The sequence below is a fragment of the Brachybacterium sp. JB7 genome (assembly GCF_003335205.1).
GTDB classification, from domain to species: domain Bacteria; phylum Actinomycetota; class Actinomycetes; order Actinomycetales; family Dermabacteraceae; genus Brachybacterium; species Brachybacterium alimentarium.
On record NZ_QPGN01000001.1, the window covers coordinates 68,534 to 93,766 of the forward strand.

The 25,233-nt window shown below is 69.7% G+C and carries 23 protein-coding genes, 3 tRNA genes and 1 pseudogene; 17 read left to right on the forward strand and 10 right to left on the reverse strand.

Features of this window, described 5'->3' with window-relative positions:
* Positions 1-24: 24 nt before the first annotated feature.
* From CIK81_RS18425 to CIK81_RS00300, 4 genes and pseudogenes are all read left to right on the forward strand, one after another.
* Positions 25-192: pseudogene (locus tag CIK81_RS18425) on the forward strand (DUF4037 domain-containing protein); the annotation flags it as partial.
* Between the two features lie 137 nt (positions 193-329).
* On the forward strand, positions 330-620 hold the full coding sequence (locus CIK81_RS18430) for a hypothetical protein (RefSeq protein ID WP_241963894.1): 291 nt from the start codon (positions 330-332) through the stop codon (positions 618-620).
* A 145-nt stretch (positions 621-765) separates the two neighbouring features.
* On the forward strand, positions 766-1,467 hold the full coding sequence (locus CIK81_RS00295) for a ClpP family protease (RefSeq protein WP_096166113.1): 702 nt from the start codon (positions 766-768) through the stop codon (positions 1,465-1,467).
* A complete protein-coding gene (locus CIK81_RS00300; RefSeq protein WP_114307283.1) occupies positions 1,464-2,066 on the forward strand; it encodes a ClpP family protease in 603 nt (200 codons plus the stop codon). The genes CIK81_RS00295 and CIK81_RS00300 overlap by 4 nt, the downstream gene beginning before the upstream one ends.
* On the opposite strand, the gene CIK81_RS18435 is transcribed toward CIK81_RS00300, so the two are convergent.
* Positions 2,044-2,460 (reverse strand): helix-turn-helix domain-containing protein, encoded by a 417-nt coding sequence (locus CIK81_RS18435; protein WP_096166115.1) that lies wholly within the window; start codon positions 2,458-2,460, stop codon positions 2,044-2,046. The two genes, CIK81_RS00300 and CIK81_RS18435, sit on opposite strands and share 23 nt — an antisense overlap.
* A 269-nt stretch (positions 2,461-2,729) precedes the next feature.
* Here CIK81_RS18435 and dusB point away from each other — a divergent pair, with 269 nt between their 5' ends.
* From dusB to dnaG, 3 genes are read left to right on the forward strand one after another with little or no spacing between them, the layout of a single operon-like run.
* A complete protein-coding gene (gene dusB / locus CIK81_RS00310; RefSeq protein ID WP_114306333.1) occupies positions 2,730-3,941 on the forward strand; it encodes a tRNA dihydrouridine synthase DusB in 1,212 nt (403 codons plus the stop codon).
* A gap of 3 nt (positions 3,942-3,944) precedes the next feature.
* Positions 3,945-5,303, forward strand: a complete 1,359-nt coding sequence (locus CIK81_RS00315; RefSeq protein WP_096166117.1) for a deoxyguanosinetriphosphate triphosphohydrolase — start codon at positions 3,945-3,947, stop codon at positions 5,301-5,303.
* Positions 5,304-5,307: 4 nt separating this feature from the next.
* Positions 5,308-7,278 (forward strand): DNA primase, encoded by a 1,971-nt coding sequence (dnaG, locus tag CIK81_RS00320; protein ID WP_096166118.1) that lies wholly within the window; start codon positions 5,308-5,310, stop codon positions 7,276-7,278.
* On the opposite strand, the gene CIK81_RS00325 is transcribed toward dnaG, so the two are convergent.
* On the reverse strand, positions 7,220-7,966 hold the full coding sequence (locus CIK81_RS00325) for a DedA family protein (RefSeq protein ID WP_114306335.1): 747 nt from the start codon (positions 7,964-7,966) through the stop codon (positions 7,220-7,222). The two genes, dnaG and CIK81_RS00325, sit on opposite strands and share 59 nt — an antisense overlap.
* Positions 7,967-8,187: 221 nt before the next feature.
* Here CIK81_RS00325 and CIK81_RS00330 point away from each other — a divergent pair, with 221 nt between their 5' ends.
* The 3 genes from CIK81_RS00330 to CIK81_RS00340 all read left to right on the forward strand — a co-directional run bounded on the left by CIK81_RS00330 (position 8,188) and on the right by CIK81_RS00340 (position 12,113).
* A complete protein-coding gene (locus CIK81_RS00330) occupies positions 8,188-9,360 on the forward strand; it encodes a sensor histidine kinase (RefSeq protein ID WP_096197636.1) in 1,173 nt (390 codons plus the stop codon).
* Positions 9,353-10,057 (forward strand): response regulator transcription factor, encoded by a 705-nt coding sequence (locus CIK81_RS00335; protein ID WP_241963854.1) that lies wholly within the window; start codon positions 9,353-9,355, stop codon positions 10,055-10,057. Before CIK81_RS00330 ends, CIK81_RS00335 begins: the two co-directional genes overlap by 8 nt.
* 319 nt (positions 10,058-10,376) lie before the next feature.
* Complete coding sequence (locus CIK81_RS00340; protein WP_241963855.1) at positions 10,377-12,113, forward strand: glycoside hydrolase family 76 protein; 1,737 nt, start codon at positions 10,377-10,379, stop codon at positions 12,111-12,113.
* A 239-nt stretch (positions 12,114-12,352) separates the two neighbouring features.
* Here CIK81_RS00340 and CIK81_RS00345 read toward each other — a convergent pair.
* Positions 12,353-12,429, reverse strand: a tRNA-Ile gene (locus tag CIK81_RS00345).
* Positions 12,430-12,573: 144 nt separating this feature from the next.
* Positions 12,574-13,845, reverse strand: coding sequence for a cellulase family glycosylhydrolase (locus CIK81_RS00350; RefSeq protein WP_096166122.1), 1,272 nt, complete (start codon positions 13,843-13,845; stop codon positions 12,574-12,576).
* Positions 13,846-14,011: 166 nt separating this feature from the next.
* Here CIK81_RS00350 and CIK81_RS00355 point away from each other — a divergent pair, with 166 nt between their 5' ends.
* From CIK81_RS00355 to CIK81_RS00375, 5 genes are all read left to right on the forward strand, one after another.
* Positions 14,012-15,103 (forward strand): LacI family DNA-binding transcriptional regulator, encoded by a 1,092-nt coding sequence (locus tag CIK81_RS00355; RefSeq protein WP_096197664.1) that lies wholly within the window; start codon positions 14,012-14,014, stop codon positions 15,101-15,103.
* A gap of 172 nt (positions 15,104-15,275) precedes the next feature.
* Positions 15,276-15,351 (forward strand) — tRNA-Asn (locus CIK81_RS00360).
* A 75-nt stretch (positions 15,352-15,426) separates the two neighbouring features.
* Positions 15,427-15,957: an OsmC family protein gene (locus CIK81_RS00365; protein WP_096166124.1), complete on the forward strand. Its 531-nt coding sequence runs from the start codon at positions 15,427-15,429 to the stop codon at positions 15,955-15,957.
* Positions 15,954-16,442: a peptide deformylase gene (locus CIK81_RS00370; protein WP_096166125.1), complete on the forward strand. Its 489-nt coding sequence runs from the start codon at positions 15,954-15,956 to the stop codon at positions 16,440-16,442. Before CIK81_RS00365 ends, CIK81_RS00370 begins: the two co-directional genes overlap by 4 nt.
* 94 nt (positions 16,443-16,536) lie before the next feature.
* The gene (locus tag CIK81_RS00375) at positions 16,537-17,028 is read left to right on the forward strand and encodes a DUF3145 domain-containing protein (RefSeq protein ID WP_096166126.1); all 492 of its coding nucleotides are present in this window, start codon (positions 16,537-16,539) and stop codon (positions 17,026-17,028) included.
* 86 nt (positions 17,029-17,114) lie between these two features.
* Here the strand turns inward: CIK81_RS00375 and CIK81_RS00380 are convergent, their stop codons facing one another.
* The 5 genes from CIK81_RS00380 to aceE form a co-directional block, all read right to left on the reverse strand.
* Complete coding sequence (locus tag CIK81_RS00380; RefSeq protein ID WP_096166127.1) at positions 17,115-18,356, reverse strand: beta-ketoacyl synthase; 1,242 nt, start codon at positions 18,354-18,356, stop codon at positions 17,115-17,117.
* Between the two features lie 71 nt (positions 18,357-18,427).
* The gene (locus CIK81_RS00385; protein WP_096166128.1) at positions 18,428-18,676 is read right to left on the reverse strand and encodes an acyl carrier protein; all 249 of its coding nucleotides are present in this window, start codon (positions 18,674-18,676) and stop codon (positions 18,428-18,430) included.
* Between the two features lie 132 nt (positions 18,677-18,808).
* Positions 18,809-19,810 carry a beta-ketoacyl-ACP synthase III gene (locus tag CIK81_RS00390; RefSeq protein ID WP_096166129.1) on the reverse strand — a complete coding sequence of 334 codons (1,002 nt, stop codon included), beginning with the start codon at positions 19,808-19,810 and terminating at the stop codon, positions 18,809-18,811.
* 1 nt (position 19,811) lies between these two features.
* Positions 19,812-20,762 (reverse strand): ACP S-malonyltransferase, encoded by a 951-nt coding sequence (locus tag CIK81_RS00395; protein WP_096166130.1) that lies wholly within the window; start codon positions 20,760-20,762, stop codon positions 19,812-19,814.
* 114 nt (positions 20,763-20,876) lie between these two features.
* Positions 20,877-23,621: a pyruvate dehydrogenase (acetyl-transferring), homodimeric type gene (gene aceE / locus CIK81_RS00400; RefSeq protein WP_096166131.1), complete on the reverse strand. Its 2,745-nt coding sequence runs from the start codon at positions 23,619-23,621 to the stop codon at positions 20,877-20,879.
* A gap of 450 nt (positions 23,622-24,071) precedes the next feature.
* Here aceE and CIK81_RS00405 point away from each other — a divergent pair, with 450 nt between their 5' ends.
* Both CIK81_RS00405 and CIK81_RS00410 read left to right on the forward strand, forming a co-directional pair.
* Positions 24,072-24,491, forward strand: coding sequence for a DUF3052 domain-containing protein (locus CIK81_RS00405; RefSeq protein ID WP_096166132.1), 420 nt, complete (start codon positions 24,072-24,074; stop codon positions 24,489-24,491).
* A gap of 115 nt (positions 24,492-24,606) precedes the next feature.
* Positions 24,607-24,680, forward strand: a tRNA-Val gene (locus CIK81_RS00410).
* A gap of 161 nt (positions 24,681-24,841) precedes the next feature.
* Here CIK81_RS00410 and CIK81_RS00415 read toward each other — a convergent pair.
* The gene (locus tag CIK81_RS00415) at positions 24,842-25,186 is read right to left on the reverse strand and encodes a hypothetical protein (RefSeq protein ID WP_096166133.1); all 345 of its coding nucleotides are present in this window, start codon (positions 25,184-25,186) and stop codon (positions 24,842-24,844) included.
* Positions 25,187-25,233 lie beyond the last annotated feature (47 nt).

Below are 25,233 nucleotides of genomic sequence, written 5' to 3' on the forward strand. Positions count from 1 at the left end.
GTCCTCGAGGTGACTGCCGGTCCGGTGTTCTGCGAGGGACCGGGAGCCCTCACCCGGATCCGGGAGTCGCTCGCCTGGTATCCCGATGCCGTGTGGCGATACGCGGTGGCCGCTGACTGGTCCCGGCTCAGGCAGGAGTTCCCCGACGTGGGCCGCGCGGGGCTGCGTGGCGACGAGGACGGCTCGGCCGTGATCGCCGCGCGTCATGTGCGCACTCTGCTCCACCTCGCCCATCTGCTGCATCGCTGCTGGCCCCGTACGGGAAGCGGCTCGCGCACTCCGCGGCCCGTCTGCCGGGCGGCACGGCGCTGCGCGTCACCGTGCTGGAGGTGCTGCGGGCGCCGGAGTGGCGGTCGCGCCAGAGCGCGCTGGCCGACGCCGTCGAACAGCTCGCTGTGGTCCAGGGCGAGCAGGGTCTGCCCACTCCGAGCCCCGCGACCGAACCGTTCTTCGACCGCCCCCACATCGGTCTGCGGGAGATGGCCGAGCTGGTCACCGCACAGATCCGGGGCCCTGCAGTCCGGGCGCTGCCGGTCGGTGCCGGCACCGCCGAGCAGATCAGCGACAACGTGAGCGTGCTCGTCGACGCCGACGCGCGGCGCCGTCTTGTGGGCGGCTGAGGCGCTCGAGCACGACCGGTGCCGCCGTCGGAGCCTCCCGGCGGAGGGGGCCGACGGCTCGGGCCCGCGCCCCGCTCTGCTCAGCGCTGATCAGCGCAGGACGGATCCTCTCCCGTCCCTCCCTCGGGGCGCGGATGCTGGAGCCATGACACGCACAGCGACACTTCCGCACCTCGAGGATTCCGCGGCCGCACCCGCAGCGGCCGGCCTCGGAGCCCTCACCGCCACCCGACTGCTCCACCACCGGGTGCTGATCCTGGACCGAGAGCTGGACCAGGACAACGGCGCCCAGCTCAGCGCGCAGCTCCTCCTGCTGGCCGCCGAGGACCCGCGCCAGGACATCACCCTGCTCATCAACTCTCCGGGCGGCCTGGTCCCCGCCATGCTCGCGATCGGCGATCTCATGGACCTGGTCCCGTGCGATGTGCGCACCGTCGCCCTCGGCATGGCGTACAGCGCCGGACAGTTCCTGCTCACGCACGGCACCCCGGGCAAACGCATGATCCTTCCCCACGGGCGGGTCCTCATGCACCAGGGGTCCGCCGGCTTCGGAGGCAGCGCCGCGGACATCGAACTGCAGGCCGAGGATCTGCGCCGCAGCCGAGATCTCCTCATCGCTCTGACCGCGGAGCGCACCGGGCAGAGCGCGGAGACCATCGCTCAGGACTCGGACAGGGATCGGCTCTGGGATGCCGAGGGTGCTGTCGAGTACGGCTTCTGCGACCGCATCGTCACCTCCCTCGACGAGGTCCTCCCTCTCGGCATCGGGGCACGGACAGGTACCTCTCTGGGAGTGACCGGCGTGGTCGCCTCCCCCCACTCCGCACCGTCAGGAGATGCACGATGAGCACCTACACCATCCCCAGCGTCATCGAGCGCACCCGGACCGGGGTGGAACGCAGCGCAGACGTGTATTCGCGGCTGCTGTCGGATCGCATCATCTACCTCGGCACGCCGATCGACGACGGAGTCGCCAACTCGGTGATCGCGCAGATCCTGCACCTGGAGAACGAGTTCTCCGACGCCCCGATCCATCTCTACCTGAACTCCAGCGGGGGCGATGCCCAGGCCGTGCTGGCCATCTACGACACCCTGGCGTACGTCCGCAGCCGAGTCGCCGTGACCTGTGTGGGCCAGGTGGTCGCGGCGCCCGTCGTGCTGCTCGCAGCTGGCACGCCCGGGCTGCGCTCAGTGCTTCCCCACACTCGCGTGGTGCTCCATCCGCTGGAGGCGCAGGGTCGCGGCGCCGTGCCCGATCTGATCCTGGCCACGGAAGAGGTGGAACGGATCCGGCGTGCGCTCGAGCTGCTGATCGCCGAGCACTCCGGGACCTCTCTGGAACATGTGCGCCGGGACCTCGAGCGGGAGCAGGTGCTGGACGCCGAGGCAGCCGTCGCCTACGGGCTCGCCGACGAGGTGCTGCTCAGGCGGCCGCCAGCAGCGTGAGACCGGGCCGGGCGGCGAGGGCGACCTCGCCGCCTCCCTGCCCGGCGGCACGCGGCCTCGCCACGGGGGAGGACACGGAACGGTACGGGCGGGACGGCCGCGGCGAGGAGGCCAGCTCCAGGGAGAGCGGATAGTCGCCGAGGGTGTCCGGGAGCAGCGCGGGTTCGGCGGCTCGGAGCAGCAGCTGGGAGACGCTCACACCGAGGGCCCCGGTGATCGCGGCCAGCAGCTCGGAGGACGGATCCTTACGGCCCCGTTCGACATCGGAGAGGTGCTGCATGCTGATGCCCGCCGCTTCCGCGACCTGGGCGAGCGTGCGGGCCTGGCGCCGCCGCTCGTCACGGAGCACGGCGCCGACGAGCTCGCGCAGCAACGGATCCAGATGCCCACTCATGTCCCGAGGCTACGCCGGCTCCTCCCGCTCGTCGGGTGCCTCCGCTGTGAGCAGAACACGTCAGAGCTGACGTCGCAGCGCAGGAGTCCCCAGGCCTGCGCGCGACGTGGGGCGCGGTCACCCCGGTCCGGAGCAGTCGGGAGGGCGGGAGCAGGCCGGCCGGTGCAGTGGCTGCTGGATGTCGTGAACCTTCCTCCCCAGCGTCATCCGATGCACTTCACCCTCGTCGCCCCTCCCGAGCGACGGGGCGAGGTGGGACAATCACGGTGATGACCACCCTCGATGCTCCCACCACCCCGCCCCTCCAGGCTGCCGGGGGCACTCGGCGATCCCTGAGGATCGGCCCGCACACGATCGACACCCCTGTGGTGCTCGCCCCGATGGCCGGGATCACCAATATGGCGTTCCGCCTGCTGTGCCGTGAGTTCGGCGCCCTCCACAGCGAGGACGACGGCGGTCTGTACGTCTCCGAGATGGTCACCACGCGTGCCCTCGTGGAGGACCACGCGGAGTCCTGGCGCCTGGTGACGATGGGGGAGCGGGAGACGCCGCGCTCCGTCCAGCTGTACGGGGTGGACCCCTCGACGGTGCGCCGAGCCGTCGAGATGATCCGCGAGCGCGATCTCGCCGACCACATCGACCTCAACTTCGGCTGCCCGGTCCCCAAGGTGACGCGACGTGGGGGCGGCGGTGTGCTGCCCTGGAAGACGGAGCTGTTCACGAGGATCGTGCGCGCCGCGGTCGAGGCCGCGGGACCCGAAGTGCCCGTCACCGTCAAGACGCGCATCGGCATCGACGACGACCACCAGACCTTCCAGGACGCCGGCCTGATCGCCCAGGAGGTCGGCGCCGCCGCGATCGCCCTGCACGGCCGCACCGTCGTGCAGCACTACTCGGGCACCGCCCGCTGGCAGGCGATCACCGAGCTGAAGGAGCGGGTCACCGACATCCCCGTGCTCGGCAACGGCGACATCTGGTCCGCGGAGGATGCGCTGTCGATGATGGATCAGACGGGCTGTGACGGCGTCGTGGTGGGGCGCGGATGCCAGGGGCGGCCGTGGCTCTTCGCGGACCTCGCCGCCGGGTTCGCCGGCAGGCCCGATCGGGTGCAGCCCTCCATGGGCGACATCGCCAGGATCATGCGCCGTCACGCGGAACTCCTGGTGGAGTACTTCGAGGACGAGGGCCGTGCCGTGCGCGATCTGCGCAAGCACGTGGCCTGGTACTTCAAGGGGTACCCGGTCGGCGGCGAGATGCGCCACCGGCTCGCGACCATGGAATCCCTCGCCGATCTCGACGCGAAGCTCGCCGAGCTGGATCTGGACAGCCCCTACCCGGGCGACGCCGTCGAGGGTCCCCGGGGGCGGGCCGGCAACCCGAAGCGGGCCGTGGTGCCCGAGGGCTGGATGACGTCCCGCGAGCTGTCCGCCGATCACGCCGCACGCCTCCACGAGGCCGAGCTCGACACCTCAGGGGGCTGAGCAGTGACCACGTCGCACCATCCGAACGCCGACCGGGGCCAGAGCCGTCCGCAGGATCCGGTCGCGGAGCCCGCTGTCGGCTACACGCACGCCGACGTCGAGCGCTGGGCCGACGAACCCCCGAAGTCCCAGGCCCGCACTCCGTTCCAGCGGGACCGGGCCCGGGTGCTGCACTCGTCGGCCCTGCGCCGGCTGGGCGCGAAGACCCAGGTCCTGGGCGCCGGCGCCAACGACTTCGTGCGCACCCGCCTCACGCATTCGCTCGAGGTGGCCCAGGTGGGTCGCGATATCGGCCTGGAGCTGGGATGCGACCCCGACATCGTCGACGCCGCCTGCCTCTCCCACGATCTGGGTCATCCGCCCTTCGGGCACAACGGCGAGAAGGTGCTCGACGCGATCGCCGCCGACTTCGGCGGGTTCGAGGGCAACGCCCAGACCCTGCGTCTGCTCACCCGTCTCGAGCCCAAGATCCTCGGCGAGGACCGCCCCTATGGGCTGAACCTCACCCGCGCGAGCGTGGACGCAGCGATCAAGTACCCCTGGGCCCGGGGCGAGGGTCCGGACCCCAGCTCCCCGAAGTTCGGCGCGTACGCCGATGACCTCGACGTCTACCAGTGGGCGCGCCAGGGCTCGATCCCCGGCCGGAAATGCTTCGAAGCGCAGGTCATGGACCTCGCCGACGACATCGCCTACTCCGTCCACGACATCGAGGACGCGATCACCGGGCTCACCCTGGACCTCGGGAGGCTGCAGGACCCGATGGAGAGGTCGGCCGCCCTGTACGTGGTGCAGGACTGGTACATGCCCGATGAGTCGATCGACGAGCTCGACGCCGCTCTGCAGCGTCTCGAGGCCGAGCCGTACTGGATGCTCACCTTCACCGGCACGGTGCGTTCCGCCGCCGGGTTGAAGGACATGGCCAGCCAGCTCATCGGCCGCTTCACCCGGTCCGCGATCTCCGCCACCCGCGCCGCCCACGGCACCGGGCCGATCTCCCGGTACGGCGGCGACGTCCTGGTGCCGGAGCAGACTCATCTGGAGATCGCGGTGCTCAAGGGACTGGCCGCCGCCTATGTGATGTCCTCCGCCTCGCAGCAGCCCGTGTACGAAGCGCAGGAGGAGATCATCCGCGACCTCTACTCGCGTCTGTGGAACTCCGGCACGCAATATCTCAGCCCCCTGTTCGCCGAACTGTGGGAGGCTTCGGGCGATGACGACACGCGACGCCGTGTGGTCATCGATCAGATCGCCTCCTACACGGATGTCACGGCGCGACGGCTCCACGAAGTGCTGTTCGACCGCGCGATCACCCACATCACGGCAGCCGACACCCCGCTGCCAGGACTCGGATCGGAGCTGTGAGGAGTTGGCCCAGGGACTGATCCGGCGCTCCGACGTGGAGCTGGTGCGAGAGCGCTCCCGTCTCGACGAGGTCGTGGGCGAGCACGTCACGCTGCGCACCGGCGGGATCGGCTCGATGAAGGGCCTGTGCCCCTTCCACGACGAGAAGACCCCTTCCTTCAACATCCGCCCGCAGCTGGGCCACTGGCACTGCTTCGGCTGCGGCGAGGGGGGTGACGTGATCTCGTTCGTGCAGAAGATCAACCACCTCAGCTTCGTCGAGGCCGTCGAGATGCTCGCCGGGCGCTACGGCGTGCAGCTGCACTACGAGGAATCCACCGGGGGCGGCGGCGACCGCCCGGATTTCGGCACCCGACGTCGGCTGCTGGATGCGCACGCCATCGCCGAGGAGTACTACCGCGAGCAGCTCGACACCCCGGCGGCGGAAGTGGGACGCCGTTTCCTCGCCGAGCGGGGCTTCGACCGTGCCGCGGCCGAGCGCTTCGGCGTCGGATTCGCTCCCGAGGGCTGGGACTCGATCACGTCCGTGCTGCGCAAGCGCGGCTTCACCGAGGACGAGCTGACCGCTTCGGGCATCGTCTCCCAGGGGCAGCGCGGCGTCTACGACCGTTTCCGCGGGCGGCTCATCTGGCCGATCCGCGACATCACGGGGAACACGATCGGCTTCGGTGCCCGCCGTCTGCTGGAGTCGGATCAGGGCCCGAAGTACCTCAACACCCCCGAGACCGCGATCTACCACAAGTCCCAGGTGCTCTACGGCCTGGACCTCGCGCGCAAGGACATCTCGTCCCAGCGGCGCGTGGTGGTGGTCGAGGGGTACACCGACGTGATGGCGGCTCACCTCGCAGGGGTGCCCACCGCCGTCGCATCGTGCGGCACGGCCTTCGGTGCGGAGCACGTGAAGGTCGTGCGCCGGGTGATGGGCGATTCGAACCGGAGCGCTGGTCTGCGCCTGAACACTGACGGGCGCGGACTGTCCGGAGAGGTCATCTTCACCTTCGACGGAGACGCCGCCGGCCAGAAGGCCGCCCTGCGTGCCTTCGAGGAGGATCAGAAGTTCGTCGCCCAGACCTACGTCGCCGTCGAGCCGAACGGGATGGATCCGTGCGACCTCCGCATCAGCCAGGGTGACCAGGCGGTCATGGACCTCATCGACTCCCGCAAGCCGATGTTCGAGTTCGCGATCCGTTCGGCCATATCCCAGGTGGACCTCGACACGGTCGAAGGACAGGTCACCGCATTGCGGATGGCGGCCCCCGTCGTCGCGAGCATCCGCGACCGCGCCATGCGCCCCGAGTACGCCCGTCGGCTGTCCGGCTGGCTCGGAATGGACGAGCGCACCGTGCTGCGCGCCGTGCACGACGCCGCCCGCAGCGAGGGCCGCACCGGCCGCCACGTCGAGGAGCCGCTGAGCACCCAGCGCCCCGGCACACAGACGGAGGGCGCAGACGACTCCCCGGCGATCCCGATGGCCCGCTTGGCGGACGTCGTCAGTCCGCGCGACCCCGTCGGCCAGGTCGAGACCCAGTCGCTGGCTGTCATGCTGCAGGCACCCCAGCTGCTGTCGACCGAGACCGTCGGCGCGCTGCCGGACGATGCCTTCCACGTCCCCGCCCTGCAGGGCGTCTGGGACGTGATGCTCGCGGCCGGCACGCTGCTCGACGCGGTGATCGGCACCCTCCACCCTGCCCGCTACCTCGAGCAGGTGATGGAGATCGCGGGGGAGACCGTGCGTCCCCTCATCGTGGAGATCGCGAACCTCGATCTGCCCGCCCGGGACGAAGCAGGCCTCAAGCGCCTGGCCGAATCCCTGCTGGCACGGCTCAGCGAGCTGTCGATCACCCGTGAGTACTCGGTGCTCAAGCAGCGCCTGCAGCGCACGGACCCCTCCGACGGCGAGCGCTATCAGGAGATCCTCACTCGACTCGCACAGGTCCAGGACAAACGGCGAGCTCTGCGCCAGGCGGACGACTGATCCTGGGCCGACCGGCGACGCCGGCGCGAGCACCCGCCCGGGAGCGTCGGGCCGCGGTGCGTCGTCCGTCCGCACCGGAGGGACGATCGGTGCCGGGACGACGGCGGGCACGGATCGCCCGCACCGCTTCGCTGATGCCGCCGACGGCGAGCGCGAGCCCGATGCCGAGCGCGACCCCCAGCAGGGGCTGCTCATGGAAGGCGAGCCCGCCCAGCATGCCGATGCCCACGCTGTAGAGGGACCACAGAGCCGTGGAGATGGCGGCCACCGCGAGGAACCGGCTTCGCGGGTATCCGATGATCCCGGAGGCGAGGGTCGACGCGGTGCGACCGCCGGGGATGAACCGCGCGGTGATCAGCAGCGTGCCACCGCGTACCCTCATCTCCTCCTCGGCCCAGCTGAGCAGGGAGCCGCCCCAGCGCCGTCTCCGCAACCACTTCGCCACAGGCCCTGCGCGGCGTCCCAGGAGATGGGCGATGACATCGCCGAGCAGAGCGCCGCTCCACGTCGCGAGCAGCACCAGCAGCGCATCGGGCTGTCCGGTGGTGGCGTACGCCGCGGCGGTGATGACGACGGTCTCGGCCGGCAGGACGGGCAGCACCGCGTCGACCAGCACGAGCGCCAGGATCAGCGGATAGAGCCAGGGTGAGGTGAGCAGTGAATCGGCGAGCTGCAGGACGGCGTCCATCTCGGATCTCCTGGGAACGGGTGGTGAGGTGATGACGACGCTACGGAGCATCGCGGGGGCCCGAACAGCGGGTCGGCCCCGGCGACCTCGGCAGTCATCAGCGTGCCGACCCTGCAGGAAACCGTAGAGGTGACGAGGGGAAGCACCCTGCGAGCCGGAGGCGCCGACTTGCTAGGTTTCCGGTGACGCCGCACAGCGTCCCCGTCCCCAGGAGCTCTTCGATGCGTCTTCCCGACCTCTCGGCCATCTACCTGCCGCGCGAGCCTGCCCGCCTCCTGCGCCGGTCGCTGCGTCACATCGTGGGGACCCTGGCCGGGCTGGTCCTGGGCCCGCTGCTGGTGCTCACCTCACTGCTGATGCTGGTGCGATGGCGCGGCCCCTTCGCTCGAGTGCGAGGCTGGGAGCTGCGGCGCCTGCAGCAGGCCTATCGCCTGCAGCTCGAGGACGGGACCGGACAGTTCCTCGGCGGCCGCCGAGCACTGCTCCACGGCGTGCTCATGGCCGTGCTCGGATACCTGATGATGGATCTGCTGCTGCTCGTGTTCGCCATCGTGCTGGGCAGCTTCACGCAGTCCTTCTACGGCAGCCCGGTCACCCTCGAATTCGATCTGTGGGTGATCAGCAGGCCCGCCCCGGCCGTGCTCATCATCTTCGGCACCTCGAGCCTGCTGGCCGCAGCCCTCTATGCCGAGTTCGCGGTGTGGGTGCAGGCCCGGCTCCTGCGGCGCTGGACGGGCATCGTGCGCACCGATGCCCTGGAGAGCCGGATCAGCCGGCTCCTGATCACGCGGCGCGGCGTGGTGGTCGCCATCGACGACGAGCGTCGACGCATCGAGCGCGACCTGCACGACGGCGTCCAGCAGAACGTCGTCTCGCTCTCGGTCACCCTGGCCCGTGCCCGGCGCGCCGCGGATCCCGAGCGCGCCGCCGCGCTGCTGGATCAGGCGCACAGCCAATCGCAGGAGCTGATCGAGGAAGTGCGCCAGGTGGCCTGGAGGATCTATCCGACGGCGCTGGACGAGCACGGTCTGGCGTCGGCGCTGGATGGGGTCGCCGCCACGAGCCCGATGCCGGTCCAGGTCGATGTCCGGCTCGAGGGGGAGGTGCCGCCCGCCGTCGAGTCCGCCGCGTACTTCGTGGCCCGCGAAGCGGTCACCAACGTGGTCAAGCATGCCCGGGCCGACCATGTCCGGATCACCGTCGTGACCGTCACCGAACCGGACCGCCGGGTGCTGCGCCTGAACGTCGTCGACGACGGCATCGGCGGTGCGGACCCCGAGGGAGGCGGCCTCCAGGGCCTCGCGCGCCGGGTCGCCGCGCTGGACGGTAGCGTGAGCGTGGACAGCCCCGCCGGCGGGCCGACGACCATCTCTGCGGAGGTCCCCTGTGACTGAGCCCGAACACCGAGCCGATCCTGCGACCGACGGCCCGTTGACGGTGGTCCTCGCCGATGACGCGGTGCTGCTGCGCGAGGGGGTGCGCAGCCTCCTGGTCGACGAGGGCATCGAGGTGCTGGCCTCGGTCGGGGACGGCGAGGCGCTGCTGACAGAGGTCGACCGTCTTCGACCGCGCGTGGCCATCGTGGATGTCCGCATGCCGCCGACCCACACCAACGAGGGGCTGCTCGCCGCCCTGCGGATCAAGCGGGAGCACCCGGACGTGGGAGTGCTGGTGCTCTCCCAGTACGTCGCCCGCGAATACGCGAGCGACCTGCTGAGCACAGAGATGCCCGGCATCGGCTATCTGCTCAAGGACCGCATCACCGAGATCGACAGCTTCCTACGCGCCGTGCACGACATCGCCACCGGCGGCACCGTGATCGATCCGGCCGTCGTGCGGGCGCTGCTGCGCAACCCGGAGCAGCAGAAGGCACTGAGTCGAGTGACCCCGCGGGAGCTGGAGGTGCTCGAGTCGATGGCCGAGGGGCTCTCCAACCGCGGGATCGCCGAGCGTCTGTTCCTCTCGCTCAGCACGGTGGAGAAGGCGATCAGCGCGATCTTCGACAAGCTCGAGCTGACGGGCGATGAGCAGACCAGCCGACGGGTGCAGGCCGTCCTGCGCTACCTCGATGACGAACGGTCCTCCAGCTAGGATGACGAACGGTTCTCGAGCGAGTTGAGGCCCCGAACCGTCCGTCCAGGCCGTCCGCAGTCATTGACGCTCGGCAGCGGCGGTGGAATGCTCGTCGTCGTCCGTGGGCCCGCACGGGACGCACAGTGCGCTCGATGACCGAGCGCCATGATCGGGAGTCCCATCGATGACGATGACACGCCGCACCCTTGTCGCCCTGACGGCTGCCGCCCTGCCTGCACTCGGAGCGGCCTCCGACGCCCACGCCGCTCCACCGGGAGAACCGCGTGTCCGAGGAGCAGAGGCACTCGCGCGAGCACGAGTCGCGGCGGACGTGCTGATGTCCGACTACGACGAGGACAAGGCCTGGTTCCCGTCGAGCTGGTGGAACTCCGCCGTGGCCCTCCAGACCATCGGGGACTACATGCTGCGCAGCGGCGATCGACGCTACCTGAAGCAGCTCGACCGCACCTTCGAGCGGAACAAGGGCCCGTTCCCGGCCGGCGAGCTCTCCGGGGACGAGCTGTACGGCAACTTCACCAGCCGCGCCATCGACGACTCCGGCTGGTGGGCGCTGACCTGGATCACCGCCTATGACCTGACACGGGACCCGAAGTATCTGGACATGGCCGTGACCATAGGCGAGTTCATGAACGACTTCTGGGATCCCGCCACCTGCGACGGGGGCATCTGGTGGGACGAGGAGCGCACCTACAAGAACGCCGTCACCAACGGCCAGTGGATCCGGATCACGGCCGAGCTGCACAATCGGATAGACGGTGACACGGTGTGGCTGGACCGCGCCCAGGTCGCTTGGGACTGGTACGCGGACAGCGGTCTGCTCAACGAGCGCGGCCTGGTCAACGACGGGCTGACCGACGCCTGCGAGAACAACGGCGATCGTGTGTACACGTACAACCAGGGACTGGCGATCGGGGCTGCGCTGGAGTTGTGGCGGGCCACCGGGGACGCGGAACTGCTCGAGGCCGCGCGATATGTCGCCGATTCGGCACTGGTAGAGGGCGCCCTGGTCACCGACGGGATCCTCACCGAGTGGACCGACGTGCTGGGGGAGACCACCAACGACAACCACAAGCAGTTCAAGGGCATCTTCCTGCGCTATCTGATGGATCTCGCGGACACCACGGGGGAGGACCGCTACCGGCAGGCCGTGGCCACCCAGGCCGCGACGATCTGGGAGGACGACCGCACGATCGGCGACGAGCTCGGCGTGCGATGGGCCGGGGCGAGCACCGAGGACTCCCCGAACGTCTTCGACTGGCGCACCCAGGCCAGCGCCCTGAGCGCTCTGATCGCGGACCTCGCGGACTCCGGTGTGCGCCGCTCCCTGTCGGCCTCCCTCTCCCGACCGCCGGTGGTGATCCCTGACGGCGAGCCCACGTCGGTGCAGCTCGACCTGGACGTCGCCCTCACCTCGACCGCCTCCAGGCCGGTCCGCGTGGGCATCGAGGGGGAGGGACCGGACGGCTGGAGGATCGAGGTCGCGGGCAGCATCGACCTGGACGTGCCGGAGGACGAGGGCACGCCGATCTCCACGACCCTCCCGGTGCAGGTGACGATCCCGGCGGAGGCCGATGACGGACACCATCTCGTCTCGGTGACGGCCACCGCCCTCGGTGGACTGGAGTTCGTCGCCCGGTCCGAGGTCCTCGTGGCCCGCGCGATCGACTTCGACGGCGGTACCGAGGACGGGCCGTGGCTGTGGGACGTCGGCGGCTCGGGTGTCACCGACGAACCGGGCCGCTTCGCCGACGGGACGAGCTTCTTCGTCTATCGCTTCCCGTTTCCGGCGAGCACGACCGCCGCGGAGCTCACCGTGGCGATCAGCAACCAGTTCCTGGTGGACGTGGGACCGGACGGGGAGACCTGGACCCGGGTGCTGGCCGAGGACGAGCCCCTGCGGGATGCCTCGAACCGGGGCGACCACACGATCGATCTGACGCCCTATCTCGGCGACGAGGACAAGGACGTCTACCTGAAGGTCTCCGATGCCTTCCCGGAGGATGGGTGGGGCGGCCAGGTGCACCACGTGAGTGCGCAGTACAGCGGGGCGTGAACGAACCGCTCGATCAACCGTCCCGAGACGGTTTCCGTCGGCGTCTCCTGCTCGGCGTGAAGCTCGGTATGACCACGTCGATCAGAAAGCCGACGACGAGTTCGAGGAGTACTCCGAGCAAGCTCATTCAGAGAGAATACGGGATACCCCGCTGCTCCGCAGGCCGGGCGATGCGTCATGAGGGAACGTGTCCACTGCGTACCGAAGAGGCCGTGCAACTCCCGACTACGGCTCTGACCTGGTAGCCCAGGCGGGGCTTGAACCCGCGACCGACGGATTATGAGTCCGCTGCTCTGACCGGCTGAGCTACTGGGCCATGACCCTGCGCAGGGCCGGGAAGAATCTACCACGATCACCCATCGTGACCTGGACAGATGCATGGGCGGGCCGGACGTGGGCGGAGGTGAGTCGGCGCGACGCACTCTGCGTCCGCGGCGAACGCTGTGCCGGAGGCCTCGTGTCAGACCTCGGCGCGGGTCGCGACGGCGCCGCCCGTGCGGGTGTCACCGGCGACGGCGTCGTGGGCATGCTCCCTCACCACCTGGAGCGTCGGCCGGTCGCCGGCCCGTGACGCCCTCATCCACTCCTCGAAGACGGAGCCGCCCGGTGCGGCGGCGCTGCGATGCAGAAGCGGCTGGGGACCTACGGGCAGCTCGATCGCGCGTCCGCGTGGAGCCGGGGGAGCGGCCTCCCGTGCGGCGGAGATCGCATCGCGGAAGGCTTCTCCGGCGCCCTTGATCCTGCCGTGCTCGTCGAACAGCCCCAGCGTGTGCTCGAGCGGAGGGAAGTCGGACAGTTCACGGGAGACGTCGTGGGAGCACCACCAGGTGATGCCCCAGAGCTCGGGGCACTGCAGCGAGTTCTCCACCGTGCTGCGCACGAACCAGGGGACGTCCGACTCCTCGAGGATGCTGCGGGGCGCACCGACCTCCTGCAGCCACAGGGGCCGCTGAGGGGCGGGGGAGAAGGCGCGTGCGAGCTCCAGGTAGTACTCGGTGCGATGCGCGACCTCGTAGGAGCGTGCACCGTAGCGCTGACCGGTGCCGTCGAAGATCCAGGAGTGCACGACGGTGGCATCTCCGAGCTGAGCGGACTGATCGGGGGTGAACGCGTGATCGTCCATGAACCAGGCGGCGTCATAGTTGGCGACCGTGTGCATCCCGCTCGGGGAGCCGGCGCGGGCGGCATCCAGCATCGTCGCCGTCCACACCCTCGCCTGATCGGTCGACAGCGGGTCGGGGTCGGGATGGTTGGAGGCCGAGAACTGGTTGACCTCGTTCCCGATGGTCAGGCCCAGGAGGTTCGGGGCATCGGCCAGCTGGGCGGCCAGGGCTCGTACCAGCTCTGCAGTCGCAGAGACCACCTCGGGATCGGTGAACATGTTGCGCCGGTGCCAGCTGCTGAGCCAGCTGGGCACGAAGTCGAAGCTCGAGAGATGGCCCTGCAACGCGTCGACCACCACGTCGAGGCCCACGGCCGCAGCCGCATCGACGACGGTCCTCACGTCCTCGAGGGCGCGTGGCCGGATCAGCGTGCGGTTGGGCTGGAGCAGCGGCCACAGCGGGAAGATCCGCACGTGGTCGACCCCGAGCGAGGCGACCGCGGCAAGATCCTCGGCGACCGCATCCGGGGCCAGATCCAGCCAGGAGTGGAACCATCCGATGCGTGGCGTGTAGTTGACGCCGAAGCGCGGGGTGAGGGAGCCGGCGGCAGCCGGGACGGGGCGGAGCATCCTCGTCCTTCCGTCGTAGGTGGTGAGAAGGTCGGCGAATCGGCGGCGGCGCCGACTGATCGGGAGGGGAAACACCCGGTGAGAGAGGTTCCCGACTGTTACTATAGCGCTCAAGTACCGGCATGATGAGCTTGTTCGTACAGTTCCCGACCTGAGGGGCCGACCCATGTCCACCAGTAGAGTCTCCACGCCGCGCGGAGCCGGTCGCCCCCGCCGCGTCACCATCGCCGACATCGCCGATCGCGCCGGAGTCACGGCCGCGGCCGTCTCGCTCGCGGTCAACGGCAGGCCCGGAGTGTCCGATGCGACCCGTGCACGGATCATGGACATCGCTCGGGAGCTGGACTGGGAGCCGTCCCCGGCGGCGCGCGCCCTCACCGGCGCCCCGGTGCTCGCGGTCGGCATGGTGCTCGCCCGACCGGCCGAAGTGCTCGGCAACGAGGCGTTCTTCGGCGCCTTCGTGGCGGGGCTGCAGGAGGTGCTGAGCACCGAGGACTACTCCCTGCAGATGAAGATCGTGGAGTCCACCGAGGCCGAGATCGAGACCTATCGACGATGGTTCGGCCAGCGGCGCGTGGACGGCGTGGTGATGGTGGATCTCCGGCAGGACGATCCCCGGGTCCCCGCACTCGAGAAGCTCGGCCAGCCGGCCCTCGTGATCGGTGGTCCCGGCCACCACGGGAGCCTCCCCGCGGTCTACGTCGATGACGCGGTGGCCACGACGCTCCTGGTGGATCATCTGGTGGGCCTCGGCCACCGACGCATCGCGCGGGTGGCGGGCACGGCGGAGTTCTTCCACACCGCTCAGCGGGACCGTGCCTTCCTCGATCGCTGCGAGGAGCTCGGTGCCACCGGAGTGCTGCAGGATGCCGGCTATGGCGCTCAGGGAGCGGCCGCAGCCACCGAGGGCCTGCTCGCCGAGGAGGACGCGCCGTCGGCGATCATCTTCGACAGCGACGAGATGGCCCTCGCGGGCAGCCAGGTGCTGCTCGAGAACGGGATCCGCATCCCGCAGCAGATGGCCGTCGCCAGCTATGAGGACTCCGCCCTGGCCCGCACGCACCGACCGGCCATCACGGCGATCGGACGCTCTGCGGTGCAGTACGGCCGCGTCGCCGCGACCCGTCTGCTCGAGATCATCGACGCGGACCGTCGCCGCCCCCTGCCCGACGCAGCGCAGGCAGCGACCGGCGAGGTGCGAGCGATCGATCCGCAGCTCATCGTCCGCGCCTCGACCGCCGGCGCCGACGCCGGTTGAGCGGCCTCCGCGCGCCGCGCCCGACCGGCACCGCTCCGAACCTGCCGCGCAGCCTCCCGCAGCCGCGGCGCACCACCCTCCGACTCCCTCGTTAGATAGGTCATACTCCCCGGTGGGAGCCGCAATCGAGGGTGCACCGCCGGCCGGGTACTGCTACTGTTATCCAGGTCGATCCCGCATAGCTCAATCGGCAGAGCATTCGACTGTTAATCGAAGGGTTGTTGGTTCAAGTCCAACTGCGGGAGCCACAGCAGGAACGCAGCCCCGGGGATCTCCCCGGGGCTGCGTTGTTTCGTCCGTCCGTGTTCTCACGAAGGAGAGCGATGACCGCCGTTCCCGATGAGCGCTTCCCGATCCCGGAGCAGGCCGGCCCCGGGAGCGTCTGGGCCGATCGCACCGGCAGCCGCACCCTGAGGGGGCACAACCGGCGCGGGGTCGAGATCCCCATCGGCAAGGGTGAGGGGGAGATCAGCCCCGGGGAGCTGCTCAAGCTCGCACTCATCGGCTGCGCGGGAATGTCCTCGGACGAGAACCTGGCACGGCGCCTCGGCGAGGACTTCGACATGCGCCTGTGGGCGCACGGAGACTCCGATGCGTCCGAGAACCGCTACACGACGCTGGCCGAAGAGGTGCAGCTGCCGCTCGAGGGACTGACCGAGGCGGAGATCGCCAGGATCGTCACGGTGTTCGAGCGAGCCGTGGCAGCTGCCTGCACCGTCGAGCGGACGATCGTCCCCGGTGCCCGAGTGACCCACACGATGCTCCGGGACGACCAGGAGTCCGAGGCCGTGGCCTCACGCTCGGACGTGACCGCGTCCGAGAGCCCGAACCAGCAGGAGACCACGCAGCGATGAGCATCCGACCGATCCGCATCGTCGGCGACCCGGTGCTGCGCACCCCCTGCGACCCGGTCCGCACGATCACCGACGGCACACGCCGTCTGGTCCAGGACCTCATGGACACCGTGGATGACGAGGGCCGGGCCGGCGTGGCGGCGAACCAGATCGGCGTGAGCCTGCGCGCCTTCTCCTGGAACCTCGAGGACCACGGCATCGGCTGCATCCTCAACCCCGTCATCGTCGAGCTCTCCGAGGAGCTCCAGCATGACGACGAGGGCTGTCTCTCCGTGCCGGGCCTCTTCTTCCCGCGCACCCGCTCCGTCTACGCCCGCTGCGTGGGCATCGACGTGGAGGGCCAGGAGATCGAGCTGGCAGGCGAAGGCATCACCGCGCGACTCATCCAGCATGAGGTGTCCCACCTCGACGGCGAGCTCTACATCGACGGCCTCGAACGCTCTGTGAAGAAGAAGGCGTTGCGCCAGATCAGGGAAACCCTCTAAGCTCGGGGGCGCATGCAGAGAAGTCCGGCATCTCACACGCTCCGGGCGGTTCCGATTCGTTGGGGAAGACGCATCGGAGACCGGAAGGAACGAGATGACTCAGGGTGTTCTCTACATCCACTCCGCCCCGCGCGCCCTCGCACCGCATATCGAATGGGCCGCCAACGGAGTCCTCGGCGCGCCCGCACGGATGCGCTGGGAGGACCAGTTCGTCGCGCGCGGGCTGCTACGGGCCGAACTCACCTGGCGGGGTCGTGAAGACACCGGGGCCCGGCTCGTCAGCGCTCTGCGCGGCATGCACGAGGTGCGCTTCGAGGTGACCCAGGAGGCCACCGTCTCCAGCGACGGCACTCGCTGGAGCTGCACGCCGGAGCTCGGCATCCACCATGCCGCCACCGACCGCGCCGGGAACATCGTGCTCACCGAGGATCACGTGCGCGGCTGCATGGAGCGCGCCGGCGACGACCCGCTCGCCCTGCGTCGAGAGCTCTCCATCGCGCTGGGGGAGCCCTGGGACGAGGAGCTGGAGATCTACCGGCATGCGGGCGACGGTGTGCCCATGCGCTGGCTGCATCGCGTCAGCTGAGACGGACCGCGCCCGGGACATCGCACCCGGAACAAGGACGCGGCTGCCGGAGCATCTCCGGCAGCCGCGTCGTCTTGCGTCGAGCGTCAGGCGTTGGTGAAGGTCACGGCGATGTCGTGGCCTCCGAAGCCGAACGCGTTGTTCAGCACGGCGATGTCGCCCGAGGGAAGCTCCACCGGAGCGTTCTGCGCGATCCGCATCGGGGTCTCGGGGTCGAGCTCGGCGATGTTGACGGTCGGCGGAGAGACGCGATGGTGCACGGCCAGCGTCGAGAAGATCGACTCGAGCGCACCGGCACCGCCCATCAGGTGCCCGGTCATCGACTTGGTCGACGTCACCACGATCTGGTCGGTGGCGCCGTCCAGCGCGTCGGAGACCGCGTTCAGCTCACCGATGTCGCCGAGCGGGGTGGAGGTGCCATGCGCGTTGACGTGCACGATGTCCTTCGCGGCGAGGTCGGCGTCCTGCAGGGCCTCGCGCACCGCACGGGCCTGGCCCTCCGCTGAGGGAGCGGAGATGTGGTGCGCGTCCGAGGCCATGCCCCGACCGGCCGCATAGGCGTACACCCGGGCACCGCGCGCGGCCGCATGCTCTTCGCTCTCGAGCACCAGGATGGCCGCACCCTCGCCGAGGACGAAACCGTCACGGTCCACGTCGTAGGGACGCGAGGCATGCTCGGGATCATCGACGCGGCTCGAGAGGGCACGGATGTTCGCGAACGCCGCGAGCGTCATCGGGTGGATGCACGCCTCGGTGCCGCCCACGACCACGACGTCTGCGCGACCGTCGCGGATCATGCCCATGCCCAGCGCGACGGCCTCCGACCCGGAGGCGCACGCGGACACCGGAGTGTGGGCGCCTGCGCGGGCACCGAGCTCCATGGAGATCTGGGCGCTCGAGGAGTTGGCCATGAGCATCGGCACCGTGAAGGGATTGACCCGTCGGGCGCCGCGCTCACGCACGGCGTCCCACTGGTCCAGCGTCGTCCAGATGCCGCCGATGCCGGTGCCGACCACCACACCGAGGCGCTCGGGGGCGACGTCCGGGGCTCCGGCGTCGGCCCAGGCCTCACGGGCCGCCACCATCGAGTACTGACCCGACGGGTCGAGCTTCTTGGCCTCGGGGCGCGTCAGGGAGTCGACGGCGCCGGGAACGATCTGGCAGGCGAAGTCCACGGACAGGCCGTAGCGCTCCTTCCAGTCGTTGTCCAGGGTTCGCGCGGTCGACGTACCGGCGAGGGCGGCCTCCCACGTGGAGGCGATGTCGCCTCCGAGCGGGTTGACGGTGCCCAGGCCGGTCACGGCGACACGGGGGCGGGAAGCGGACATACGGACCTCCGGGTCGGATGGCGGGAAGACAGCGACGCCCGGGACAGGCAGCCCCGGGCGTCAGGCGGAAATCAGGACTGAGCGCCCTCGATGAACTTGACGGCGTCGCCGACGGTGGCGAGGTTCTTGACCTCTTCGTCGGGGATGCGCACGTCGAACTTCTCCTCCGCGTTGACGACGATGGTCATCATGGAGATCGAGTCGATGTCGAGGTCGTCGGTGAAGGACTTCGCGAGCTGGACGTCCTCGGTGGCGACACCCGTCTCCTCGTTGACGATCTCGGCCAGGCCCTCGAGGATCTCGTTCTCGGTGTGTGCCATGGGGTTCTCCTTAGGTGAATGGGATGTGTGGCGGTGACAGACTACCTGCGCGACGGACGGTCTTCCGTCAGCCGTGGCGATGTGGTCCTTGTGGCGTGATACGGGTGACAGCCCGACCGCACGCCGCGGGGATCAGGGGAGGATCAGCACCTGGCCGGCGTACGCCAGGCCTGCGCCGAAGCCGAACTGCACGAGCACGTCACCGCTCTTCGCAGTGCCCTCCTCGAGCAGGCGATGGGTCGCCAGCGGGATCGAGGCCGCGGAGGTGTTGCCGGTCTCGGCGATATCGCGGGCGATGACGACGCTCTCGGGGAGCTTGAGCTGCTTGGCGAGCTCGTCGACGATCCGCATGTTCGCCTGGTGGGGGACGAACACGTCGATGTCCTCGACGGTGAGGCCCGACTGCTCGAGCATCTCGCGGATCTTCTTCGCGGTGTGCCAGACGGCCCAGCGGAACACGGTGCGGCCGTCCTGCTCGAGCGTGGGCCAGCCGCCGTCCCCGTCGCGGTAGTCCACGAGGGAGTTCGTCATGCGGATGGTGTTCCAGCTGTCACCGTCGCTGCCCCACACGGTGGGGCCGATCCTCGGCTCGTTGCTGGGCCCGACGATCGCGGCGCCCGCGCCGTCGCCCAGCAGGAAGGAGATCGAGCGGTCGGTGGGATCCACGAAGTCGGAGAGCTTCTCCGCGCCGATGACCAGCACATGGCGTGCGGCGCCGGTGCGGATCAGGGCGTCGGCCTGGCCGATGCCGTAGGCGAAGCCGGCGCAGGCGGCGGAGATGTCGTACGCGATGACGTCCGGCCGGCCCAGCTCTCCGGCGAGGAGCGTCGCGAGCGACGGCGTCGGGTACGGGAAGGAGATCGTCGAGACGATGATCGCGTCGAGCGTCCCGATGTCGATCCCGGAGCGCTCGACGGCCTCGCGGGCGGCGGTGAGGGACAGGTCCTTGACGCCGACGTCCCTGCTCGCGCGGGTGCGGGTGATGATGCCGGTGCGCTGCTGGATCCATTCGTCCGACGAGTTGATCGGCTCGATCAGGTCGTCGTTGGGGACGACGAGGTCGCCGCGGGCCGCGCCGTAGGCGAGGACCTGCGAACCCGGGACGATGGGCTTGGGCTGGAGGGAAACGGCCATGTCAGTTCTCCTGGTCCGCGGTCGAGGGCACACCGGCGTGATCGCGCACGAGGGCGCGCGCGGCGTCGAGGTCGTCAGGGGTGTTGAGGTTCGCGAGGGCGATGCCCTTGAGCTCGCGCTTGGCGAGTCCGGTGAGGGTGCCGGCGGGTGCGACCTCGACCAGCGCCGTCACGCCGCGTTCACGCAGCGCGTCCATGCAGGCCTCCCAGTCCACCGGGGAGGCCACCTGGGTGACGATCAGGTCGAGGTAGCGCGATCCGTCGGTGACGATCTCGCCCCCGGCGTTGGACACCAGCGGAACCGTCGGAGCGGTGGGGGAGAGCTCCGGTGCGAAGGCGGCGAGCTCTTCGCGGGCAGCGGCCATGTACGGGGTGTGGAACGCGCCCGCCACCTGCAGCGGGATGACGCGGGCCTTGGCGGGACCGTCCTCGCCTAGCGCCGCGATCGCGTCGAGGGAGCCGGCGGCCACGACCTGCGCGGCGGAGTTGATGTTCGCGGGGTGCAGGCCATGGCGCTCGATGGCCGCCAGCACCTCGTCGCGCGTGCCGCCGACGACCGCCGCCATCCCGGTGGGCTCGGCCGCGGCGGACTTCGCCATCGCCTGGGAGCGCACCGCGACCAGACGCATCGCGTCCTCGTCGTTCAGCACGCCGGACAGCGCAGCGGCGGTCAGCTCTCCGACGCTGTGCCCCGCGATCACGTCCGCCACGGGGAGGTCCGTGCCCGCACCCAGCTGGGCGGCGGCGACGATACCGGCGGCGACCAGCAGGGGCTGGGCCACGGCGGTGTCGCGGAGGGTGTCCGCGTCGGACTCCGTGCCATGGCGCACCAGATCCACGCCGGCCCCCTCGGAGAGGGAGACCAGCGTCTGCTCGACGCCGGGCAGCTCACGCCACGGGTTCAGGAATCCGGGCTTCTGCGCCCCTTGGCCGGGGCAGACGATAGCGAGCACGGGAACCTCCAGGAAGAGAGAGACGAACGGGCCCCGCCGCCGCTGAGGGCGAGGCCCGGGGAAAAAAGACCACCGGACCGCCCCTCCCGCAGGAGGGATGGCCCGGTGGGGTGATCAGGACTCGCCGCCGAAGGAGCCGGACTGGCCCGCGTTGACGTTGGCGAGGTCGTACTTGTCGATGGCCTGGCGCACCACGGAGGCGTCGACCTTGCCCTCGCGGGCGAGCAGCTGCAGGGCCTTCACGACCATGGAGTGCGCGTCGATCTTCAGATGACGACGGGCGGCCGGACGAGTGTCCGAGAAGCCCCAGCCATCCGCGCCGAGCACGCCGTACTGGCCGGGGATCCACTCACGGATCAGGTCCGGCACCAGGAAGTCGTAATCGGAGGTCGCGACGAACGGCCCCTCGACGCCCTGCAGACGCTCCGAGATCCACGGGGTGCGCGGCTCCTCGGGGTGGAGCAGGTTGTGCTTCTCCGCCTCCTGGGCGTCCTTGCGCATCTCGGCCCACGAGGTGACCGACCAGACCGTGGCGCGCACGCCCCAGTCCTCCTCCAGCAGCTCGCGGGCGTGGCGCGCCCACGGCACGCCGACGCCGGAGGCGAGCAGCTGGGCCTCGGGGCCCTCGCCCTCGGGAGCCGACTCGAGCACGTACATGCCCTTGAGAAGGCCCTCGACGTCCAGGCCTTCGGGCTCCGCCGGCTGCACGATCGGCTCGTTGTACACCGTGATGTAGTAGAAGACCTCCTGCAGACGGTCGTCCTCGCCGTACATGCGCTGCAGGCCGTCCCGGATGATGTGTCCGAGCTCGTAGCCGTACGCGGGGTCGTAGATCACGGTGCCGGGGTTCGTGTAGGCCAGGATCGGCGAATGGCCGTCCATGTGCTGCAGGCCCTCGCCGGCGAGCGTCGTCTTGCCGGCGGTCGCGCCGATCACGAAGCCCTTGGCCATCTGATCGCCCGCGGCCCAGAAGAAGTCACCGGTGCGCTGGAACCCGAACATCGAGTAGAAGATGTAGAACGGGATCATCGGGAAGTCATGGGTGGCGTACGAGGTGCCCGCCGCGGTGAACGCCGCCGTGGAGCTGATCTCGTTGATGCCCATGTGCTTGATCTGGCCGGAGGTGGACTCCTTGTAGGCCAGGAGCAGATCGCGGTCCACGGACAGGTAGTTCTGACCGTCCGGGTTGTAGATCTTCGCGGTCGGGAAGAGCGAGTCCATCCCGAAGGTGCGGGCCTCGTCCGGCACGATCGGGACCCAGCGCTTGCCGGTCTCCTTGTCGCGCATGAGGTCCTTGAGCAGTCGCACGAGAGCCATCGTGGTGGCGATCTCCTGCTTGCCCGAGCCGCGGCGTGCGACCTCGTAGGCCTTGTCGCCCGGCAGGTCGAGCGCCTTGTGCTCGGTGCTGCGCGAGGGGACCGGCCCGCCGAGCTCACCACGGCGGGACTTCAGGTACTGCATGACCGGGGCATCGTCCTCGGGCATGTAGAGCGGTGCGTCGTAGACGCTGCCGGACTCCAGCTGCTCGTCGGTGACCGGGATGTGCAGCGTGTCGCGCAGCGCCTTGAGGTCCTCGAGGGTGAACTTCTTCATCTGGTGGGTCGCGTTGCGGCCCGCGAAGTTCTTGCCGAGGCGGTAGCCCTTGATCGTGTGGGCGAGGATCACGGTGGGCTGGCCCTTGTGCTCGACCGCGGCCTGGAAGGCTGCGTAGATCTTCTTCGCGTCGTGGCCGCCGCGGTTGAGCTTCCACCAGATGTCGTCGTCCGAGAGGTCCTCGACGAGGGCCTTCGTGCGGGGATCGCGACCGAAGAAGTTGTCGCGGATGAAGCCGCCGTTCTCCGCGCGGTACGTCTGGTAATCGCCGTCGGGGGTGACGTTCATCAGGTCGATGAGGGCGCCGTCCGTGGAGGCCTCCAGCAGCGGATCCCAGCCCGCGCCCCAGATCAGCTTGATGACGTTCCAGCCCGCACCGCGGAACTGGCTCTCCAGCTCCTGGATGATCTTGCCGTTGCCGCGCACCGGGCCGTCGAGCCGCTGCAGGTTGCAGTTGACGACGAACGTGAGGTTGTCCAGGTGCTCCTTCGCCGCGATGTGCAGCGCGCCACGGGACTCGACCTCGTCCATCTCGCCGTCGCCCAGGAACGCCCAGGTGTGCTGCTCGCTGGTGTCCTTCAGATCACGGTTCTGCAGGTACTTGTCGAACGAGGCCTGCTCGATGGCGGCGACCGGGCCGATGCCCATCGACACGGTCGGGAACTCCCAGAAGTCCTGCATGGCCCGTGGGTGCGGGTAGGACGGCATGCCGTGCTCGCTGGAGAACTCCTGGCGGAAGCCGTCGAGGTCCTCCTGGCCGAGGCGGCCCATGAGGTAGGCGCGGGCGTAGATGCCAGGGGAGGCGTGGCCCTGGAAGAAGACGTGGTCGCCGCCGCCGGGGTGGTTGCGACCGCGGAAGAAGTGGTTGAAGCCGACCTCGTACATGGTGGCGATCGAGGCGTAGCTCGAGAGGTGGCCGCCGACGGAGACGCCCGGGCGCTGGGCACGATGGACCACCATCGCCGCGTTCCAGCGGTTGATGTTGCGCAGCTCCTTCTCGAGCTCCACGTCGCCGGGATACTCGGGCTGCTCGTCCACCGCGATGGTGTTCACGTAGTCCGTGGTCAGGGAGTCCGGCAGGTGCAGGTCCTGGTTGCGGGCATGCTGGATCAGGCTCTGGACGACCTCGGAGGCGCGGTCGGAGCCACGATGCTCGACGAGGCCGTCGAAGGACTCAATCCATTCCTGCGTCTCCTCCGGGTCAGGATCCTGCGCATGGCTGGGCAGGTTGATGCCGATGGGACGAGGAGTCTCGTGCGAAGTCACACTGTCCTTCTCTCTACGGGAGGCGATGGACCGGCCGTGGGAGCAACGGAGCGCCGGTGGGCACGGCTCCTGTGGCCTCGGTTCCGGTCAGCCTACCGTCGCTGAGGGTGTGCAGAGTCTGCACAAGTCCTCCTCACCTGTGAGACGCCGGACACCCTGGGGGCCGCCGAGGTCCTGTCGGTCGTGCGGTGACCCGCTGGTGACCGGTGGCGTCCTGGCGGCCTCCCGGTTCACGCCGGGCCCCGACGACGCCCGCGAGTGTCGTGCGCGGCGGCATGGTCCGCTCGTGCATGAGCGGCGTGACCGGGTAATCTCACCCCGGCCCAGGATCGGAGTGCGTGAGGATCCCGTGTGGCATACCATTGCGCAGGCACAGGATGGCCAGTGGGCCCCAGCGGTCCCGTCCATCCTGCCGCCTGTCTACAGTCCCATCCCGTGAGGAGCCTTTTCTTGTCACCGTCGGCCGACGCCACTTCGCCCAGCTCTCCTGCAGAGACGCTGGCCTTCACCGAGGGCCAGATAGTCCAGGAGTTCGGCTATGACGACGATGTCGATCTCGACCTCCGCGACGCCATCGAGGACATCCTCGGCGAGGATCTCGAGGATGAGGACTGCCAGGAGATCGTCGATGGCGTGATCATGTGGTGGCGCGAGGGCGATGGGGATCTGACCGACGCCATGGTCGACACGCTCACCACCCTCGCCCCCGGTGCGCCGGTGTGGGTGCTGACGCCGAAGGCCGGTCGCGACGGCCATGTCGCGCCCGCCGACATCCAGGAGAGCGCCGGCATCGCCGGTCTGCGTGTCATGAGCACCGTCACCCTGGCGGCGGATTGGACGGGCACCCGCCTGGCCAGCCGCACCAACTGATCGTCTCCACGTTCGCCACCCCGTGCGCGGGGTGAACAGCACCCCGTATGTGGGGTGAACAGGATCGTTCGCGCGCGCCCGCTCGCGCGCGGGGTCACGGGGCACCGCCCCGCCCGGGTCGTTAGCTCAGTTGGTCAGAGCGCCTGGTTTACACCCAGGAGGTCGGGGGTTCGAGCCCCTCACGACCCACCGCAGGCTCCATCGCGCGTGGCCGCGCGCAATGTCGAGCGCAACGCACGCGCCGTCGGCCGCGTCGGCCGTCGCTCGCATCGAGGACCCGCGTCGGTCTGCAGGCGCCCACCGGGCCCCGGTTGCCTCGGCAGGGCCGTCGACTCGGCCCGTTTCAGCAGTCAGCGGGAGACGTAGTAGGCGAGCACGAGCAGGCACGGCACCAGGACGGCGAGTCCGCCCCAGATCGACGCGGCGCGCTTGTCCTTCGCCTTCTGCTCGTCGGTGCGGGGGCGTTCGCCCGAGGGGAAGCCGTCGCTGCGTGCATCCTCGCGTTCGCGCCGCTGGTAGGAGAGCATGCGCAGGACGGCGATGCCGAGGAAGACGATGAGGGTCAGTCCGAACAGCAGCAGGATCAGGGTGTTGATGGTGCATCCTCCGAGCGGTGCGGGGTCAGGTGTGGACAGGATCTCACGGCCCAGGGATCGGCCCGGTCGGCTTCCTATACTGGAGCCACTGTCGCGCACGGCTCCACCTGCACCTCACGGTGTCCGTCGCTGTGCGGCGACCGGCA

Excerpts from the sequence above, each read along its gene's own strand:
- CIK81_RS00390 (WP_096166129.1), bottom strand. The coding sequence starts at position 19,810 with ATGGCCGTTTCCCTCCAGCCCAAGCCCATCGTCCCGGGTTCGCAGGTC.
- CIK81_RS00295 (WP_096166113.1), top strand. The coding sequence starts at position 766 with ATGACACGCACAGCGACACTTCCGCACCTCGAGGATTCCGCGGCCGCA.
- CIK81_RS00375 (WP_096166126.1), top strand. The coding sequence starts at position 16,537 with ATGACTCAGGGTGTTCTCTACATCCACTCCGCCCCGCGCGCCCTCGCA.
- CIK81_RS00350 (WP_096166122.1), bottom strand. The coding sequence starts at position 13,845 with ATGCTCCGCCCCGTCCCGGCTGCCGCCGGCTCCCTCACCCCGCGCTTC.
- CIK81_RS00370 (WP_096166125.1), top strand. The coding sequence starts at position 15,954 with ATGAGCATCCGACCGATCCGCATCGTCGGCGACCCGGTGCTGCGCACC.
- CIK81_RS00330 (WP_096197636.1), top strand. The coding sequence starts at position 8,188 with ATGCGTCTTCCCGACCTCTCGGCCATCTACCTGCCGCGCGAGCCTGCC.
- CIK81_RS00385 (WP_096166128.1), bottom strand. The coding sequence starts at position 18,676 with ATGGCACACACCGAGAACGAGATCCTCGAGGGCCTGGCCGAGATCGTC.
- CIK81_RS00365 (WP_096166124.1), top strand. The coding sequence starts at position 15,427 with ATGACCGCCGTTCCCGATGAGCGCTTCCCGATCCCGGAGCAGGCCGGC.
- dusB (WP_114306333.1), top strand. The coding sequence starts at position 2,730 with ATGACCACCCTCGATGCTCCCACCACCCCGCCCCTCCAGGCTGCCGGG.
- CIK81_RS00355 (WP_096197664.1), top strand. The coding sequence starts at position 14,012 with ATGTCCACCAGTAGAGTCTCCACGCCGCGCGGAGCCGGTCGCCCCCGC.
- CIK81_RS00300 (WP_114307283.1), top strand. The coding sequence starts at position 1,464 with ATGAGCACCTACACCATCCCCAGCGTCATCGAGCGCACCCGGACCGGG.
- CIK81_RS18435 (WP_096166115.1), bottom strand. The coding sequence starts at position 2,460 with ATGAGTGGGCATCTGGATCCGTTGCTGCGCGAGCTCGTCGGCGCCGTG.
- CIK81_RS00340 (WP_241963855.1), top strand. The coding sequence starts at position 10,377 with ATGTCCGACTACGACGAGGACAAGGCCTGGTTCCCGTCGAGCTGGTGG.
- CIK81_RS00380 (WP_096166127.1), bottom strand. The coding sequence starts at position 18,356 with ATGTCCGCTTCCCGCCCCCGTGTCGCCGTGACCGGCCTGGGCACCGTC.
- CIK81_RS00325 (WP_114306335.1), bottom strand. The coding sequence starts at position 7,966 with ATGGACGCCGTCCTGCAGCTCGCCGATTCACTGCTCACCTCACCCTGG.